Annotated in this window: 18 protein-coding genes and 1 riboswitch; of the genes, 1 reads left to right on the forward strand and 17 read right to left on the reverse strand. The window is 38.3% G+C overall.

Annotation, left to right across the window (positions count from 1 at the left end; all coding sequences use genetic code 11):
• The first annotated feature begins 57 nt into the window (after nucleotides 1-57).
• Nucleotides 58-1,041, forward strand: a complete 984-nt coding sequence (locus tag NST14_RS25440; protein WP_000944673.1) for a M23 family metallopeptidase — start codon at nucleotides 58-60, stop codon at nucleotides 1,039-1,041.
• 36 nt (nucleotides 1,042-1,077) lie between these two features.
• Here the strand turns inward: NST14_RS25440 and yunB are convergent, their stop codons facing one another.
• The 17 genes from yunB to NST14_RS25525 all read right to left on the reverse strand — a co-directional run bounded on the left by yunB (nucleotide 1,078) and on the right by NST14_RS25525 (nucleotide 16,225).
• Complete coding sequence (gene yunB, locus NST14_RS25445; RefSeq protein WP_002081169.1) at nucleotides 1,078-1,809, reverse strand: sporulation protein YunB; 732 nt, start codon at nucleotides 1,807-1,809, stop codon at nucleotides 1,078-1,080.
• A gap of 54 nt (nucleotides 1,810-1,863) precedes the next feature.
• A complete protein-coding gene (locus tag NST14_RS25450; protein WP_000248463.1) occupies nucleotides 1,864-2,166 on the reverse strand; it encodes a YunC family protein in 303 nt (100 codons plus the stop codon).
• Between the two features lie 65 nt (nucleotides 2,167-2,231).
• Nucleotides 2,232-3,647, reverse strand: coding sequence for a bifunctional metallophosphatase/5'-nucleotidase (locus tag NST14_RS25455; protein ID WP_218952492.1), 1,416 nt, complete (start codon nucleotides 3,645-3,647; stop codon nucleotides 2,232-2,234).
• Nucleotides 3,648-4,426: 779 nt separating this feature from the next.
• Nucleotides 4,427-5,824 (reverse strand): Fe-S cluster assembly protein SufB, encoded by a 1,398-nt coding sequence (sufB, locus tag NST14_RS25460; protein ID WP_001118823.1) that lies wholly within the window; start codon nucleotides 5,822-5,824, stop codon nucleotides 4,427-4,429.
• A gap of 48 nt (nucleotides 5,825-5,872) precedes the next feature.
• On the reverse strand, nucleotides 5,873-6,304 hold the full coding sequence (sufU, locus tag NST14_RS25465) for a Fe-S cluster assembly sulfur transfer protein SufU (RefSeq protein WP_000009523.1): 432 nt from the start codon (nucleotides 6,302-6,304) through the stop codon (nucleotides 5,873-5,875).
• Entirely contained in the window at nucleotides 6,294-7,514 is a 1,221-nt protein-coding gene (gene sufS, locus NST14_RS25470) for a cysteine desulfurase SufS (protein WP_001020761.1), read from the reverse strand. Before sufS ends, sufU begins: the two co-directional genes overlap by 11 nt.
• Nucleotides 7,514-8,806 carry a Fe-S cluster assembly protein SufD gene (gene sufD, locus NST14_RS25475; RefSeq protein WP_000152165.1) on the reverse strand — a complete coding sequence of 431 codons (1,293 nt, stop codon included), beginning with the start codon at nucleotides 8,804-8,806 and terminating at the stop codon, nucleotides 7,514-7,516. Before sufD ends, sufS begins: the two co-directional genes overlap by 1 nt.
• Before the next feature lie 15 nt (nucleotides 8,807-8,821).
• Nucleotides 8,822-9,607, reverse strand: a complete 786-nt coding sequence (gene sufC / locus NST14_RS25480; RefSeq protein ID WP_000929157.1) for a Fe-S cluster assembly ATPase SufC — start codon at nucleotides 9,605-9,607, stop codon at nucleotides 8,822-8,824.
• A gap of 238 nt (nucleotides 9,608-9,845) precedes the next feature.
• Entirely contained in the window at nucleotides 9,846-10,652 is an 807-nt protein-coding gene (gene metQ / locus NST14_RS25485) for a methionine ABC transporter substrate-binding lipoprotein MetQ (RefSeq protein WP_000722401.1), read from the reverse strand.
• Nucleotides 10,653-10,724: 72 nt separating this feature from the next.
• On the reverse strand, nucleotides 10,725-11,537 hold the full coding sequence (gene metQ, locus NST14_RS25490; protein WP_000735115.1) for a methionine ABC transporter substrate-binding lipoprotein MetQ: 813 nt from the start codon (nucleotides 11,535-11,537) through the stop codon (nucleotides 10,725-10,727).
• A gap of 23 nt (nucleotides 11,538-11,560) precedes the next feature.
• The gene (locus NST14_RS25495) at nucleotides 11,561-12,226 is read right to left on the reverse strand and encodes a methionine ABC transporter permease (protein WP_000359556.1); all 666 of its coding nucleotides are present in this window, start codon (nucleotides 12,224-12,226) and stop codon (nucleotides 11,561-11,563) included.
• Nucleotides 12,219-13,244, reverse strand: coding sequence for a methionine ABC transporter ATP-binding protein (locus tag NST14_RS25500; RefSeq protein WP_000601776.1), 1,026 nt, complete (start codon nucleotides 13,242-13,244; stop codon nucleotides 12,219-12,221). The genes NST14_RS25495 and NST14_RS25500 overlap by 8 nt, the downstream gene beginning before the upstream one ends.
• A gap of 179 nt (nucleotides 13,245-13,423) precedes the next feature.
• A riboswitch (SAM riboswitch) is annotated at nucleotides 13,424-13,531 on the reverse strand.
• A 125-nt stretch (nucleotides 13,532-13,656) separates the two neighbouring features.
• Nucleotides 13,657-14,001 (reverse strand): hypothetical protein, encoded by a 345-nt coding sequence (locus NST14_RS25505; protein ID WP_048557138.1) that lies wholly within the window; start codon nucleotides 13,999-14,001, stop codon nucleotides 13,657-13,659.
• Between the two features lie 154 nt (nucleotides 14,002-14,155).
• Nucleotides 14,156-14,464, reverse strand: coding sequence for a thioredoxin family protein (locus NST14_RS25510; RefSeq protein ID WP_001998544.1), 309 nt, complete (start codon nucleotides 14,462-14,464; stop codon nucleotides 14,156-14,158).
• A gap of 3 nt (nucleotides 14,465-14,467) precedes the next feature.
• Nucleotides 14,468-14,812 (reverse strand): toprim domain-containing protein, encoded by a 345-nt coding sequence (locus NST14_RS25515; protein WP_000640869.1) that lies wholly within the window; start codon nucleotides 14,810-14,812, stop codon nucleotides 14,468-14,470.
• A gap of 622 nt (nucleotides 14,813-15,434) precedes the next feature.
• Nucleotides 15,435-15,818, reverse strand: coding sequence for a glycine cleavage system protein GcvH (gene gcvH, locus NST14_RS25520; protein ID WP_000026900.1), 384 nt, complete (start codon nucleotides 15,816-15,818; stop codon nucleotides 15,435-15,437).
• Between the two features lie 41 nt (nucleotides 15,819-15,859).
• Entirely contained in the window at nucleotides 15,860-16,225 is a 366-nt protein-coding gene (locus tag NST14_RS25525) for an arsenate reductase family protein (protein WP_000218967.1), read from the reverse strand.
• Between the last annotated feature and the right edge of the window lie 608 nt (nucleotides 16,226-16,833).

Genomic DNA, 16,833 nt, shown 5'->3' on the forward strand with positions numbered 1-16,833 from the left:
GAAATACTCCGTATATCCCACACTAAAAAGAGTGATGATGTGAAAGGAGTCTATTTCATGCTTCGAAAAATTTCTCTTTTGCTTTCGATTTGCTTTCTTCTCCACCAAAACATCGCTTACGGTGAAGATAATCAGCAAAGCATATACGAAAAGCGCATGGCACTATATAAAGAAACCGAGCAATCTTCAGGCATTCCGTGGTATTACTTAGCTGCAATGGATCAATACGAAAGAAATATACGGAGCGTAAGAAAAGATATTCCGAAAAAACCAGATGCCATCATTTCCCTTTATTTCAAACCAGAAATATGGGCTGGACCTGTTAATGGTAACGACACTCTCCCCCACACAATTGCTCTATTTGGCGGGTTAGGTTTAGATGGTGACAAAGATGGATTTGCAAATGCAAATAACGACCGTGATCTTTTGCATACAGCAGCAACGATTTTAAAGAAACAAGGAACGTCAGAAGAACGTATTAAAATCATGCTCTGGGAATATTATAGACGTGCAAAAACAGTTGATTTAATTACCGAATACGCCCAAATTTATAAACATTACGGACGTATTAATTTAGAAGGAAATGCGTTCCCTCTTCCGATTCGCAGTGACCATAGCTACCGTAGTACTTTTGGCGCTGGAAGAAGTTTTGGGGGAAGAAGGGTTCATGAAGGAACCGATATATTCGCAGGCTATGGCGTACCAGTAAGATCCACTTGCTATGGCATTATTGAAACAAAAGGCTGGAACCGCCTTGGCGGATGGCGCATCGGTATTCGTGACCTTCATAACAATTATCATTATTACGCTCACTTAGGCGGGTTCTCAAAAGAGATACAGCTTGGACAAATTGTCGAACCCGGAAAAGTAATCGGATTTGTTGGTAGCACCGGTTACGGTCCTCCCGGCACAGCTGGAAAATTCCCGCCTCACCTACATTTCGGCATGTATAAAGACAATGGTTATACAGAATGGGCTTTCGACCCCTACATGCACTTAAGTCTTTGGGAGCGAAAAGAACGCGCAAATACAAAACGATAACCGTAGCACATTGCTACGGTTATTTTTTATTTATGGCTAACTATCCGTTTTCTTTTTATCAGGTACAACAACACTTCCGCTTCCGTAATAAGTAGGCACTTCCCCTTGAACAATGCGCGTCGCAATTGGAACATTTTGTTTCACTTTTATTTCTTTCGTATGAAATGGAATAATGACTTGCAACGTAACTTCCATCTCCATAATAATTTGAATCGCTGTCGTATTGATTCCGTGCGGCTCAATTTTTTGTTTAATATCCGTATTTACATGACCAATCGTCGTGAAATCAATTGGAATATCGGGTCCGATATTTCCAAGAAGCGCATTATTTGTTACACGACCAAACGGAACTGCCATCGTTGCCCCATTTTTTTCAGAAATACCTAGTCCCTTCAAATTCCCTTGTTCTACTTGCTGTAAATACTTTTCTATGTATGTGGTCGTTGACGTTACGATTTCATTTACTTGCTTCGTATTTAAATTAATTGTGGATACTTTCCCGTTTTTATCATTTTGTACTTTCATTAATGAATCGACATCGAATCCCTCATCAATTCTATCTTTTACCGCCTTCGTCATAACCGCTGTCGCCATTTTATGTGTCTCTACTTCTCCATATTTCATTAATGTCGGCTGAATGCTACTATTCACAATCCATAATCCTTGCACGAGTAATATGACAAAAAGAATAAACGACATAAGCAGTATGTGCCGAAAGGAAATAGGCCCCCTTCGAAACCGCGAATTTTTCGAACGAAATATACTCATAAAAAACCCTCCTTCTTATATCATTTCTATGCAAGAAGGAGGGACGATATATGCTTATCTCATTTTTAATAATGCTTCTTTTCCGATTGTGCCAGCCGTAATACCTAACGCTTCGGCTTCAATCGTTACTGATTCTAGCGGTGCTTCAAGAAGTTGTTCAATCGTTCTTACACCAACCGCGCGACCAGCAATAATACCACGATCCCCTAACTTCTCATTTAAAAGACCTACATCTAATGCACCGCACATAATATATCCTTTATCGCTCATTACAGCTAGCAAATTTGTCTTTGGAAGTTTGACGCTAACCGCAATAAACGTATAATTATCGATTATAATCGGCTCTACATTAACCATAGTTCACACTCCTCTCTTTCTTATCTGTATGACAAGAGAAAAATGAGTGTTACAAGTTAACTAGCCTATAGTTTGACAGAAGATGTATAAGTTATTAACATGTCTGCTAACACATCTCTAAGTAGTTCTGGCATATAATATTGTTTGTCAGAAAGTGTGGATAGCTCTGGGTATAAGTAGCCAAATGTAAACATATCAATCGTTCCTACCGTATATATACGTTCTAATTCCAGCGATTCCCCGTTAATTAATACATCTTCGAGTAAAATTTTATTCCCAGGAATCGTATCTGGAATGACTTCTACACCAGCGTAAATCATTTTCCCCATTACTTTCCCCCGAAATCCAAACCCTTTTACCTCAAGGTTCTCCATATTCGGCCGACGTGCTTTCAAGATCACTTCTCTTAACGTTTTCCCCGGCACTTTTAATAGGCATGGATTAATTGGATGTGGACAAATTCTGTGAATATCTCCGCGCGTCACAACGCCTTCTTCTAATCCTTCAAGAAGTACACCAGCGTTCACCATGCCAATCTCTGCATCGCACCAGTTTTTCAACGCATTTGCTAACATGTGCGAAAATGCTGTCTCATGAAACCAATCAACCGGTAATGATTCCTTTAAATGAACAACAGGTTCTTCCATAATATGTTTACTTTCTTCCTGCAGCGCTTCAATTGTGGATAATGGTTTGTTATAAGCACCTAAACGTTCAGTCTTAATTGCTCTACCATCCTTTTTCAACAGCTTCTTCGTCTCTTTATCCACAGTAAGCTGAACGTGCCCAACGTAACGTCCCCACTTTTCACAACAACAAAGTAACGTATGATTCATAAGAACACCACGCTCAAATAAATGATGCGTATGTGCCCCTAAAATAACATCTATATCATAATGCTCCGCCATATGCTCATCCATACTTTTTCCAAGGTGAGAAAGGACAACCGTTATATGAGCCTCATCTCTCACTTCTTCTAAAATAGACTCTAAATGCTCAATTGGATCTTCAATATGCCAATCTAACATTTGATAAAACTCTGGATACGCAACCGTTAATCCGATAAAAGCAATCGTAATCCCATCTGTCGTTGTATGTAATTTATAAGGCTTTGCCCACTCTGGACGTACCCCTTCTTTTTCAAATAAATTTGCGACAAGCACCTCAAATCCAGCATCATCATATAGACGATTCAAATGCTCCTTCGCTAACGTAATTCCTTCATTATTTCCGATCGTTACATAATCATATAACGCCTCATTTAAAAGCTTCGTATTGCCAAGCCCATTCGTCGCTTCCGAAATACTATGAAAACGATCCACATGATCGCCGATATCTACAGTTAAAACAGTCTCTCCCGCTTCCTGTCTTCGCTTTTTCTCTCCTTGTACAAAGCGAGAAATTTGCGGCCAATTTTCAAAATGACTATGTATATCGTTTGTATGATAAAGGTGGATGATTGTTTCTTTATTTATATTCAGAGAAAAAACCTCCTCTCAGTTCCTTACTGCCATTTACGCTATGCGCACGCAATAATCCTGTAAATACTTTTCGTCTTTTCTTGCTATTTTACATTGTACTCGCATTGTGAGAAAAAGCAAAAGATTGTCCTTTTTATATGAGAAACTTTACTTTTTCCAGTCTGGGGATTTGTTGGTAGAGCGGGGATTTGTCAGAAAGTTCAACAGGAGATTCGCAGGTCTTTTTTCAATTGGATTCACCAGTGGATTTGTCAGTATCTTTGCCTTACTTCCAGTCGGTCCCCTTTCATATAAAATGTTGCAGGGTATATGAAGAATTTCTTTTGTCGTAATTTGTTGATAAGTCGATATTCCTTGTCGAATCGTCGATATATTGAAATAATCGCCGATATATTCCGAGTTGTGATCGATATATTTGAAAAATCGCTGATATATTTAGTCAGAAACCCACCTGGGTATCTCGGCTAACCCCACCCCAAGCCCAACTCACACAATAAAAAAAAGCGCCCTGCACAGCAGGGCGCTTCCTTTATATATTATCCAGTTCCAGCGGCTAGAATGTTCGGTGGCTTCACTTCTTCCTATGAGGCAAAAAGCGCCTCTACGTCAGAAGCTCCATCCCCCTCACATTCTGGACGAGCCGCCTCCACTTTAAATATGTCCAGCTTTGCCTCCTAGACCCTCATGTCTAAGAACCTTCCGCACGAGAAGATAAAAAGCATCTTCTGTGCGAAAGAACCTTAGCCAACGGGTCTGAACAGTCGGCTCCGCATTTCTATTTAACCAATAGAACCTTCCATCTCAAACTTGATTAGACGGTTCATTTCAACTGCGTATTCCATTGGAAGTTCGCGAGTGAATGGCTCGATGAAGCCCATTACGATCATTTCTGTAGCTTCTTGCTCAGAAATACCACGGCTCATTAGGTAGAATAATTGTTCTTCTGATACTTTTGATACTTTCGCTTCGTGCTCAAGTGAAACGTAATCGTTTTTGATTTCGTTGTAAGGAATTGTATCAGATGTAGATTGGTTATCCATGATTAACGTGTCACACTCGATGTTAGAGCGAGAGTTTTTCGCTTTTGGTCCGAAGTGTACGATACCACGGTAAGTTACTTTACCACCATGCTTCGCAATCGATTTAGAAACGATTGTTGAAGACGTGTTTGGTGCTAAGTGAATCATTTTCGCACCAGCATCTTGGTGTTGGCCTTTACCAGCAATCGCGATAGATAATGTTAAACCACGAGCGCCTTCGCCTTTTAAGATAACTGCTGGGTATTTCATCGTTAATTTAGATCCGATGTTACCGTCAATCCATTCCATCGTTGCGTTTTCTTCACAAACCGCACGTTTTGTAACTAGGTTGTATACGTTGTTCGCCCAGTTTTGGATTGTTGTATAACGGCAATATGCATCTTTCTTAATGATGATTTCTACTACCGCACTGTGAAGTGAGTTAGTCGTGTAAACAGGTGCTGTACAACCTTCTACGTAGTGTACGTGTGCGCCTTCGTCTACGATGATAAGCGTACGCTCGAATTGTCCCATATTTTCAGAGTTAATACGGAAATACGCTTGAAGTGGTGTATCAACTTTAACACCTTTTGGAACGTAGATGAATGATCCACCAGACCAAACTGCAGAGTTTAATGCTGCGAATTTGTTGTCTGTCGGTGGGATTACTTTTCCGAAATGCTCACGGAAAATATCTTCGTTCTCTTTTAATGCGCTATCTGTATCTTTGAAGACGATTCCTAGAGCTTCTAGGTCTTCTTTCATGTTGTGGTATACAACTTCAGATTCGTACTGTGCAGATACACCAGCTAAATACTTTTGCTCAGCTTCTGGAATACCTAATTTATCAAATGTAGCTTTAATTTCATCAGGTACTTCATCCCAAGACTTCTCAGATTTCTCAGATGGTTTTACGTAGTACGTAATTTCATCGAAATCTAAGTCGTTTAAGTCGCCGCCCCATTGTGGCATTGGCATTTCATAGAACTTATCCAGTGATTTTAAACGGAAGTCTAACATCCACTGTGGTTCTTCTTTCATACGTGAAATCTCTTCAACGATCTCTTTTGTTAAACCGCGTCCAGCACGGAAAATCGAAACGTCTTTGTCTTTGAAACCATATTTATAATCGCCGATATCTGGCAGTTGCTTCGCCATGTTGGTGTGTCCCTCCTTAGATAACCTCGTTTTTAGGAACCTTTAACATTACTTATCTTCGTTTAAGCCCTTTTCTAACGCTTTCCACGCTAATGTTGCACATTTAATACGTGCAGGGAACTTGCATACGCCTTGTAATGCTTCAATATCTCCTAAATCGATGCTGTCATCGTACTCTTTTCCTAGCATCATGTCAGAGAAAATTTTAGAAAGCTGAAGTGCCTCTTCAATTTTCTTACCTTTTACTGCTTGTGTCATCATTGAAGCTGAAGACATTGAGATAGAACATCCTTCTCCTTCAAACTTCGCTTCTTGCACAATACCTTCTTCTACTTTCATCGTAAGTTGAATACGGTCGCCGCAAGTTGGATTGTTCAAGTTAACTGTAACACTATCTTCTAACACGCCATGGTTACGAGGATTTTTGTAATGATCCATAATAACTTGACGATATAACGTATCTAAATTATTAAATGACATTTGTGAAATACTCCTTTGTCTTGATTAGCGATTCAACAAATGTATCAATTTCTTCTTTTGTATTATATAAATAGAAGCTTGCACGTGCTGTTGAAGAAGCTTTCAGCCACTTCATAAGCGGTTGTGCACAGTGATGTCCTGCGCGAACCGCAATACCTTCTACATCTAATACTGTCGCTACATCATGAGGATGTACGTCTTCAATATTAAATGTAACAAGACCAGCGCGATGCTTTGGACCATAAATTGTAACGCCATCTACTTCTGATAGTCTTTCTAAAGCGTATTGCGCTAATTCATGCTCATGCTTTTCAATATTATCAAGACCGATTTCTTCTAGGAAATCAATTGCCGCACCAAGTCCGATTGCATTACCGATAATCGGCGTACCTGCTTCGAACTTCCACGGAAGCTCTTTCCAAGTAGATTCTTGTAAATCTACGAAATCAATCATTTCACCGCCAAATTCAATTGGCTCCATATTGTTTAGCAATTCTTTCTTACCATATAATACGCCGATACCTGTAGGGCCGCACATCTTATGAGCAGATAATGCGTAGAAATCACAGTTTAAATCTTGTACATCCACTTTCATATGAGGTGTACTTTGTGCACCGTCAACGACCATAATTGCGCCATTTTCATGTGCAATTGCTCCGATTTCTTTTACAGGGTTAATCGTTCCAAGTACGTTAGAAACATACATGATAGAAACGATTTTTGTATTCGGTGTAATTGTTTGACGAGCATCTTCTATTGAAATTGTCCCATCTGGTTGAAGCGGAAGATATTTTAAAGTTGCACCAGTTTTCTTCGCAACTTGCTGCCACGGAATGATGTTACTATGGTGCTCCATGTAAGAAATAACGATTTCATCGCCTTCTTTTACATTTTCAAGACCATAGCTAGCCGCTACTGTATTTAATGCAGTTGTTGTTCCGCGCGTGAAAATAATCTCTTCCATTGATTTCGCATTAATAAACTTGCGAACTTTCTCGCGTGCACCTTCATACGCGTCGGTAGCTTTCGTACCGAGCGTATGAACACCGCGATGCACATTAGAGTTATATTCTTTATAGTAACGTTCTAACGTTTCAATGACTTGAATTGGTTTTTGAGAAGTTGCTGCACTATCGAAATAAACAAGTTGTTTGCCGTTCACTTTTTGATCAAGAATTGGAAACTGTTTGCGTATTTCATGAATATTCATTAGCGAACTTTCCTTTCAATTACCTCAACAAGCTGTGCCTTTACTCCTTCAATTGGAAGCTCATTAACTACAGGTGCTAAGAATCCATGGATGACTAAACGTTCTGCTTCGCGTTTTGGAATACCACGGCTCATTAAGTAGTATAGTTGAGTTGGATCTACGCGACCTACTGAAGCTGCGTGACCTGCCATAACATCATCTTCGTCAATTAAAAGAATTGGGTTTGCATCACCGCGTGCTTTCTCATCTAACATAAGAACGCGAGAAGATTGTTGTGCATTTGACTTAGATGCACCGTGTTCAATCTTACCAATTCCGTTAAAGATAGATGTTGCACTATCTTTTTGTACACCGTGTTTTAAAATCCAACCTTCAGAGTGTTTACCGAAGTGAACAACTTTAGTTGTAAAGTTTTGTGTTTGGTTACCACGGCCAATTGTTACTGTTTTCGTATCAGCATATGAACCGTCGCCCATTAAGTTTGTAACGTTCTCTGAAATTGTGTTTCCGTCATTCATAAGGCCTAGAGCCCAATCAACGCGGCCGTCGCGTCCAACAATACCGCGGCGGTTAACGTAAGTTGTTACGTCTTTCGCTAATAGATCAACCGCACCGAATTTCACTTGTGCGCCTTGTTCCACGATTACTTCTGCTACGATATTTGCAATACCTTTAGCATTTTCATTTGCAACGTAGTTTTCTACATAAGTTGCAGTACTGTTCGCATCAGCTACGAATAATACATGGTTATATACGTTAGCTTCTTCGCCGTCTACTAAGAATACAGCTTGAAGTGGAGTTTCAAGAACAACGTTTTTCGGAACATATACGAATGCACCACCGTTGATTAATGCAGCATGAAGTGCAGTTAGACGATGCTCGTCTACCTTCACGCCGTCTTTCATTAAGTACTTTTGTACTAGTTCAGCATGCTCAGTTGCAGCTGTTACGATGTCTGTGAAAATAACACCTTTTTCTTTTGCTTCGTCTGCTAAAGAAACGAATGCAGTTGTACCAGTACGTTGCACTAATACACTGTTATTTTCATCGATTAAGTTTTTCACTGCTTCTGGAAGCTCTGTTAAAGAACTTACAGGCTCTTGCTTAGCAGCGTCGCCTTTTCCGATAAAGTCCCATTTGTCAATTTTCGTTTTATCAGGAGTTGGCATTGGAAGTTCAGTTGCTTGTGCAAGAGCTTGTAAGCGGAACTCAGTCAACCAAGCTGCTTCGTTTACTTCGCTTGCGCGTTGACGGATTGTTTCTTGATCGAAAGGTAATGTACCGATTGTCATGTTTATGCTCCTCTCTTACGCTTCTTGCTCTGTTGTTTCGTCTTCAATACCTAATTCTTTTTTAATCCAGTCGTAACCTTCAGCTTCTAGACGTTGTGCAAGCTCAGGTCCACCAGATTTAACGATACGACCGTTCATCATAACGTGAACGAAGTCTGGAGTGATGTAGTTTAATAAACGTTGGTAATGCGTAATCATTAGGCAACCGAAGTCTTCGCCGCGCATTTCGTTAATACCTTTAGATACAACTTTTAATGCATCGATATCAAGACCTGAGTCAATTTCGTCTAAGATTGCGATTTTTGGCTCAATCATCATTAATTGAAGAATTTCGTTACGTTTTTTCTCACCGCCAGAGAAACCTTCGTTTAAGTAACGTTGTGCCATTTCTGGATCCATTTCTAGGAATTCCATGTTTTTATCTAATTTACGGATAAATTTCATAAGAGAAATTTCATCGCCTTCTTCACGACGTGCGTTAATTGCAGAACGTAAGAAGTCAGCGTTTGTTACTCCGCTAATTTCACTTGGATATTGCATTGCTAGGAATAGACCTGCTTGTGCGCGCTCATCTACTTCCATTTCTAATACATCTTCACCGTCGATGATGATGCTACCTTCTGTTACTTCATATTTTGGGTGACCCATAATTGCAGAAGATAAAGTTGATTTACCTGTTCCGTTAGGTCCCATAATTGCGTGGATTTCTCCACCTTTTACTTCAAGGTTTACACCTTTTAAAATTTCTTTGCCATCAATTGATACGTGTAAGTCTTTAACCGTTAATGTAGAACCAGCCATCTCAATACCTCCATTAATCCTATATATACATTTTAAAAATTCCTAAAACGTTCATATTCTCATTTTATTCTCATTCTAATTTTATATCAAATAAAATGATATCGCAAACGACGAAAAAAAGTAACAATTTTTTCACAAATGTATATAAGTATTTCCTTCACATCTTTCTATGATACACCTTTCTTCTTATTTATATAAAGAAAAAAGGACTGGTAATTTTCCAGTCCTTTCCTTATATTTATTCACTTACCGGAAGTACAGCACCTTTATATTCTTTATTAATAAAATCTTGAATTTCTTTTGAATGCAGTACTTCTACTAGCTCTTTAATTTCTTTTTTCTTCTCGTCACCTTTACGAACTGCAATAATATTTGCATACGGAGAGTCTGATCCTTCAATCGCAATCGCATCCTTTGTTGGATTTAATTTTGCGTCAATTGCATAGTTTGAATTAATAAATAATGCATCACCTTCATTATTTTCATATAACTTTGGTGAAAGCCCAGGCTCTACATCTGTTTTAAACTTTAAGTTTTTCGGATTTTCTACAACATCTTTTACTGTTGCTTTCACAACATCTACTCCGTCTTTTAGTTTAATAACGCCGCCTTTTTGTAACAGTGCTAGCATACGGCCACGCTCCGCTACGTTATTACTCATAATCACTGTCCCGCCATCTGGTAAGTCTTTTAAGCTTTTATATTTCTTTGAATAAATACCCATTGGCTCTAAATGAATTTTTCCCGCGTTTACAATTTTATATCCTTTTTCTTGGATTTCTTTATCTAAATAAGGAATGTGTTGGAAGTAGTTCGCATCAATTTCCTTATCCGCTAACGCTTTATTTGGCAACACATAATCTTGGAATTTTTTAATTTCTAATTTAATTCCCTTTTTCTCTAATATCGGCTGTGCCTTTTCTAAAATAACAGCGTGCGGTACGTTAGAAGCTCCCACAACAAGCTTATTCTCCTCTTTCCCTCCGCAAGCAGCTAATGTAAATACAGACAACGCTGTAACAACTGACAATAGAATCTTTTTCATATGATGTCCCCTTCTCCCGTATAATTATGTAGTTATAAAAAAGGCTGGCATACACCAGCCCTTTTACAGCAATTATTCTTTTACAGGAACAACTGCCCCTTTATATTCTTTATTAATGAAGTCTTCGATTTCTTTAGAATGTAATACTTCTACAAGAGCTTTAATCTCTTTCTTATCTTTATCGCCTTTACGAACAGCTACTACGTTTGCGTATGGTGAATCATTACTTTCAATTGCAATTGCATCTTTTTCTGGGTTTAACTTCGCATCAATTGCATAGTTCGAGTTAATTAAAACCGCGTCGCCTTCTTTATTGTTATACACCTGTGGTAATAAACCAGGCTCAATATCTGTTTTGAATTTCAAGTTTTTCGGGTTATCCGCAATATCTTTTGGAGTTGCTTTAACTGGATCCACCCCATCTTTAATTTTTAAAATGCCTTCTTTTTGTAAAATTGCTAAACCACGTCCATGATCAGCAACTGAATTACTCATAATAATTGTCGCTCCGTCTGGAAGTTCTTTTAAGCTCTTATATTTTTGAGAATATACACCAATCGGTTCTAAATGAATTTTTCCTGCTACTTCAAAATCATATTTTTTATCTTTCATTTCTTTTTCTAAATACGGAATGTGCTGGAAGTAGTTTGCATCTAAATCCTTATCCGCTAACGATTTATTTGGTAATACGTAGTCTTGGAATTTTTTCACTTCTAATTCAATTCCTTTTTTCTCAAGTAACGGTTTTGCCTTTTCTAAAATTTCAGCGTGCGGTACGTTAGAAGCACCAACAACTAGTTTCTTTTCATCGTTATCTTTCCCGCCACAAGCAGCTAACCCAAAAATTGAAGTTGAAATAAGTGCTGTCAGTAATAATTTTTTCATTTGAAACATCCTCCCGTTTTTTATTATCGTTTATCTATTCGAGTCGTTACACGATCACCAATCCATTGAATGAAAAATACAACTAGTAATACACAAATTGTCGCAACAATTGTTACGTCGTTATTTCCTCGTTGGAATCCTTCTAAATAAGCAAGTGTTCCAAGGCCACCAGCACCAACAACTCCCGCCATTGCTGTATAGCCTACTAAAGCAATTGTCGTAACCGTAATACCAGATACTAATGCTGGTAACGATTCTGGAATTAACACCTTCAAAATAATTGTGCTTGTTTTTGCTCCCATCGCTTTTGAAGCTTCAATTACACCTTTATCAATTTCACGAAGGGCGATTTCAACCATTCTCGCGTAAAACGGTGCCGCTCCAATAATTAAAGCTGGAAGTGCTGCACTCGCTCCAAGAATTGTTCCAAGCAGAATCTTTGTGAATGGGATTAATAAAATGATTAAAATAATGAACGGTATCGAGCGGAAAATGTTTACGAACGCTCCAATCGCCGTGTTAACCGCTTTGTTTTCCCATAAATTATCTTTCGCTGTCATAAAGAGTAACAATCCTAAAATGAGTCCTAAAACAAATGTGGCAAGAGCTGCGATTGCCGTCATATATAACGTTTCACCCGTTGCTTCTAACATTTGATTCCAATCAACATTTGTGAGTAATTTATCCATGTGCAATCACCTCCAGCTCTACTTGATCTTGATGTATTCCCTCTATTGCTTGCTGAATCGCTGTTTCCTCACCATTTAAATGAACAACTAAACTACCGTAAGAGCCGTTATTCGTTTGTGCAATATTTCCTTGCAAAATGCTAACTTCTATATCACTGCGCTGCATTAACCTTTGAAGTACTGGTCTTTCTACCGCTTCACCGATAAACTGCAAACGAATTACTTTTCCATCTGGATATTTTTCAATTAAACTTTCAATCGTTTCATTTGTATCTTCAGAATCCGTTAACTGCTGTACAAATCGTTTCGTAATGTCTTGCTGCGGATTACGGAACACATCAAGTACTGGACCTGTTTCTACAATCTTTCCTTTCTCCATTACCGCAACGCGATTACAAATCTTTCGAATTACGTGCATCTCGTGTGTAATGAGTACAATCGTTAAACCGAGACGTTTATTAATATCTAATAATAGATCTAAAATTTGATCTGTCGTTTCTGGATCAAGAGCTGACGTTGCTTCATCACATAAAAGTACTTGCGGATTGTTAGCTAACGCTCTTGCAATCCCAACGCGTTGCTTTTGTCCTCCGCTCAGCTGAGATGGGTACGCGTCTCCTCTTCCTTCTAATCCAACAAGATGAATTAGCTCATCAACGCGTTTTCTTCTCTTCGCCTTATCAACACCTGCAATTTCAAGTGGGAACTCAATATTTTCACGTACAGTTCGTGACCAAAGTAAGTTGAAGTGTTGAAAAATCATTCCGATCTCTTGTCTTGCCTTACGAAGTTCGCTTCCTGTAATCGCTGAAATGACGCGATTGGCAATTGTAATTTGACCTGAAGTTGGTTTCTCCAACTGATTGAATAATCGAATTAAAGAACTTTTTCCAGCGCCACTATATCCGATAACACCAAATATTTCACCTTTCTCTATTTTTAAATTGGCATTATCTACAGCAGTGACATCACCGCTTTTTGCTTTATATATTTTCTTTACATTCTCTAATAGAATCATGGTGTATCACCCCTTTTTTGTTTAGGTCGACTCCGCAATTTTTTATTTTTGATGCGTGTAGTCTACCGTTCTCATTACTTTTATTATTTGAATGTCCTCCACATTCAAACAACAAAAAAACCTTTCCGCTTTAGAGAAGCAGAAAGGTTTATATGCGTATATAACAACATTATCCCTCTCTCTCATCTCTCAAAGCATTTGCTTTGCAGGAATTGGCACCATTTCAACATAAGTTGACGGTTGCCGGGCTTCACAGGGCACAGTCCCTCCACCTCTCTTGATAAGAGAAATCAGATTACATTTTCGTCTGATTTGTAATTTATGAAATTGTCTATATTTTATGAATTGAATTGTATCAATATCCACACACCATGTCAACAGAAATTTTTGTAAAAAACGAAACTTCAGAATTTTAAGCGCCCACTGACATCGGTTTACATATATGAAACATCGATTCAATTAATAACATCGTTCGATACGTTCCCGAATATTGTATACGTCCATCGTTCATTAACGTTTGCAATCGTACATTGCCATTCACCAATTGTTTTACATCTTCTTCATCTACACAAACGATTTGCTCCGTTCCTCTTTCTTCTTTCAACAGTTCTATATAATCTCTTGAAATTTGTAACGAACAACTTTCATCTCCAAAGCGGAAATTAACAGTTTTTTCTCCTTGTCTTAAAAGCGGCTCTAAATGATATTGACCATTAGCGTAATTTACAAATGATTGAAGCAAAGAATATAATTTCACTCTAAATCACATCCTTCATATCACTTTCTATTACACATACCATTCCCTCTCACTCAAGAGCAATCCTGTTACTTTCGCTCGACAAATACTGTAACCACCCTGCATCTCGACATATTTCCCAAGAAATATGTCGAGGCGGCAAAAACTTTGCCGCCTACTTTAATTCCGTATATAAATATTCAACCGAATGAAATGCATATATCTTCTTCATGAGTGTCCCATTTTCAAAAACAAGTAAACACGGTACACTTTCAATTCCATACTCTTTCGCGAAATGCGGAGCATAATTTAAATCTAACATCCCAATTTTCAAATCTTCAATTGTCATCTCAACGACTGTTAACATCTTTTTTGCTAATTGGCATGTTCCACACATTGGAGTATATACATATAACACTGTTTTTTCTTCGTTCTCTATTAGGGCTGTAGCTTCGGCTCCTGTCCAATCAATCACTTCTATCATTCCTTACCGTAAATATTCTGTATAAACGTCAATGTCAGCTCCCCATAATACATTTGCTAAGTGTGAAGATGGCGCTGTTGCCACTTCCCGGTACGAGCGATCAATATAAATATGCTCTGCTTGCGGAAATTCTTTTCGAAACTGTTTCCTTAACTTTTCTCCAGCATCATCAGCATCCACTAGCACATACACTTCCTTATCAAAAAACTGATCAACGAGCTCATCCATTTTCGACAAACCAATTGTACCATTTGTACAAACAATTTCCACCGGTTCCCGAATAATAGATTCAATCTTTCTTCTATCTGATGTACCTTCTACAATAATGACTTTTTCTACATAAATCATATGTCATCACCCGATCACCATATACTATACAACCTTTAACTTAGTATATAGTATATTCGTTATTTTCATGTTGTTTCCTGTTTATTTTTGCAAAAGAAAAGCGCAAGCGGCTCGTTCAGATTGTGAGGGGGATGGAGCTTCTGACGTAAAGGCGCTTTTTGCCTTGCAGGAAGAAGCGAAGCCACCGAACAATCTAGCCGCTGAAGCTGGATCATAGTGAAAAGCGGAACCGACTGCTTAGCCCTGTTGGCTAAGGTTCTTTCGCACAGAAGACGCTTTTTGTCTTCTCGTGCGGAAGGTTCTTAGACATGAAGGGCTAGGAGGTGGAGCTAGACAATGAAAAGCGCAAGCGGCTCGTTCAGATTGTGAGGGGGATGGAGCTTCTGACGTAAAGGCGCTTTTTGCCTTGCAGGAAGAAGCGAAGCCACCGAACAATCTAGCTGCTGGAGCTGGATCATAATGAAAAGCGCAAGCGGCTCGTTCAGATTACAAAGCCCCATGAAACCTTATCGAAAAACATTCATTCCCATAATAGCTTATTCATTTGCGCTCGTTTTTAAATGCATTATGTAACACAAAATAAAAAAGGACAGCACAAAGGCTGTCCTTCAGTCGACTATAATTAGTCTTGGTTTGTCATTTCTGCATATTTTTCAGCAGTTAATAACTTCTCAACTTGGCTTGCATCAGAAAGTTCAACTTTAACCATCCATGCACCCTCGTATGGAGATTCGTTAACAAGTTCTGGTTGGTCACTTAATTCTTCGTTTACTGCTACAACTTTACCGCTTACAGGTGCGTATAATTCAGAAACTGTTTTAACAGATTCTACGCTTCCGAATGGCTCGTCAGCTTCGATTGTTGCACCTACTTCTGGAAGTTCAACGAATACGATATCGCCTAGCTCACTTTGTGCAAAGTGAGTAATACCGATAACAACTTCATTACCTTCAGTTTTTACCCATTCGTGTTCTTCAGAGTAACGTAAATTATTTGGAATGCTCATGACTGTACCTCCAGTGAATGTATTAATTATGTAAAAATACCTTATTGGTACTTTTTCCACACACTTTCAAACTGCTCTTCGTTAAAACCAAGTGTTACCTTCGTTCCATCTGTTACAATTGGACGTTTAATCAACATGCCATCAGATGCTAAAAGCTCGTACATTTCGTCTTCACTTGCATCTTTTAACTTATCTTTCAGACCAAGTTCACGGTAACGCATTCCACTTGTATTAAAGAATTTTTTTAATGGTAATTCACTTTTTTCATGTAAATTACGTAAATCTTCTTTTGATGGTGGATTTTCAACAATATGAATCATCTCATATGCTACATCGTTTGCCTCAAACCATTTCTTTGCTTTTTGACATGTGCCACACTTTGGATATGAATAAAATGTTACTGTCATAAATTCACCTACTTTTTTACTAACCTTTACCTTTATCATATAGAAAACGTTTTATTATTTCAAACCATTATTCGCTAAACTTTTACTTATTTCGTGATAATTTTTAATAATCCTGCGAATTTTTCTTATTTTTCCGCCATTTGTTAAGGAAAAATAAATATATAAATTTTTTTAGATTCTTCTCTTATCACTCTCCGAACATATATCTTAAACAAACGTTTGATTAACTCCCCTTTTTTCTTTGTTAACCCTTGAGCTGTATCGCTTTCTTCCTACCGAACATACATCTTAAACAAACGTTTGATTAATTTCCTTTTTTCTTTATTAACCCTTGAGCTGCATCGTTTTCTTCCTGCCGAACATACATCTTAAACAAACGTTTATTTAACCAGTTCAGCCTATAGTCACAAAACCCGGAAACACTTTACATGACAAAGGCGTACAGATGAAAGGAACTAACGATTTTGACCGTAGTAGTGAGCCCATAAAAAAGTTATTAAGCCTATCATCAATAAAGCAAAAGTAACTGCTCCTGAGAATATGAAATTCAAATTACTGACTGAAATATAAAAAGAAGTGCCCTTGCTTAGAAACAGGAGCACTTCTTT

The organism is Bacillus sp. FSL W8-0519, assembly GCF_038005585.1.
Taxonomy (GTDB): domain Bacteria; phylum Bacillota; class Bacilli; order Bacillales; family Bacillaceae_G; genus Bacillus_A; species Bacillus_A paranthracis.

What these genes read in the sequence shown, in the direction of transcription:
- NST14_RS25440 (WP_000944673.1), top strand. Translation starts at nt 58, where the DNA reads ATGCTTCGAAAAATTTCTCTTTTGCTTTCGATTTGCTTTCTTCTCCAC.
- yunB (WP_002081169.1), bottom strand. Translation starts at nt 1,809, where the DNA reads ATGAGTATATTTCGTTCGAAAAATTCGCGGTTTCGAAGGGGGCCTATT.
- NST14_RS25450 (WP_000248463.1), bottom strand. Translation starts at nt 2,166, where the DNA reads ATGGTTAATGTAGAGCCGATTATAATCGATAATTATACGTTTATTGCG.
- sufB (WP_001118823.1), bottom strand. Translation starts at nt 5,824, where the DNA reads ATGGCGAAGCAACTGCCAGATATCGGCGATTATAAATATGGTTTCAAA.
- sufU (WP_000009523.1), bottom strand. Translation starts at nt 6,304, where the DNA reads ATGTCATTTAATAATTTAGATACGTTATATCGTCAAGTTATTATGGAT.
- sufS (WP_001020761.1), bottom strand. Translation starts at nt 7,514, where the DNA reads ATGAATATTCATGAAATACGCAAACAGTTTCCAATTCTTGATCAAAAA.
- sufD (WP_000152165.1), bottom strand. Translation starts at nt 8,806, where the DNA reads ATGACAATCGGTACATTACCTTTCGATCAAGAAACAATCCGTCAACGC.
- sufC (WP_000929157.1), bottom strand. Translation starts at nt 9,607, where the DNA reads ATGGCTGGTTCTACATTAACGGTTAAAGACTTACACGTATCAATTGAT.
- metQ (WP_000722401.1), bottom strand. Translation starts at nt 10,652, where the DNA reads ATGAAAAAGATTCTATTGTCAGTTGTTACAGCGTTGTCTGTATTTACA.
- metQ (WP_000735115.1), bottom strand. Translation starts at nt 11,537, where the DNA reads ATGAAAAAATTATTACTGACAGCACTTATTTCAACTTCAATTTTTGGG.
- NST14_RS25495 (WP_000359556.1), bottom strand. Translation starts at nt 12,226, where the DNA reads ATGGATAAATTACTCACAAATGTTGATTGGAATCAAATGTTAGAAGCA.
- NST14_RS25500 (WP_000601776.1), bottom strand. Translation starts at nt 13,244, where the DNA reads ATGATTCTATTAGAGAATGTAAAGAAAATATATAAAGCAAAAAGCGGT.
- NST14_RS25510 (WP_001998544.1), bottom strand. Translation starts at nt 14,464, where the DNA reads ATGATAGAAGTGATTGATTGGACAGGAGCCGAAGCTACAGCCCTAATA.
- NST14_RS25515 (WP_000640869.1), bottom strand. Translation starts at nt 14,812, where the DNA reads ATGATTTATGTAGAAAAAGTCATTATTGTAGAAGGTACATCAGATAGA.
- gcvH (WP_000026900.1), bottom strand. Translation starts at nt 15,818, where the DNA reads ATGAGCATTCCAAATAATTTACGTTACTCTGAAGAACACGAATGGGTA.
- NST14_RS25525 (WP_000218967.1), bottom strand. Translation starts at nt 16,225, where the DNA reads ATGACAGTAACATTTTATTCATATCCAAAGTGTGGCACATGTCAAAAA.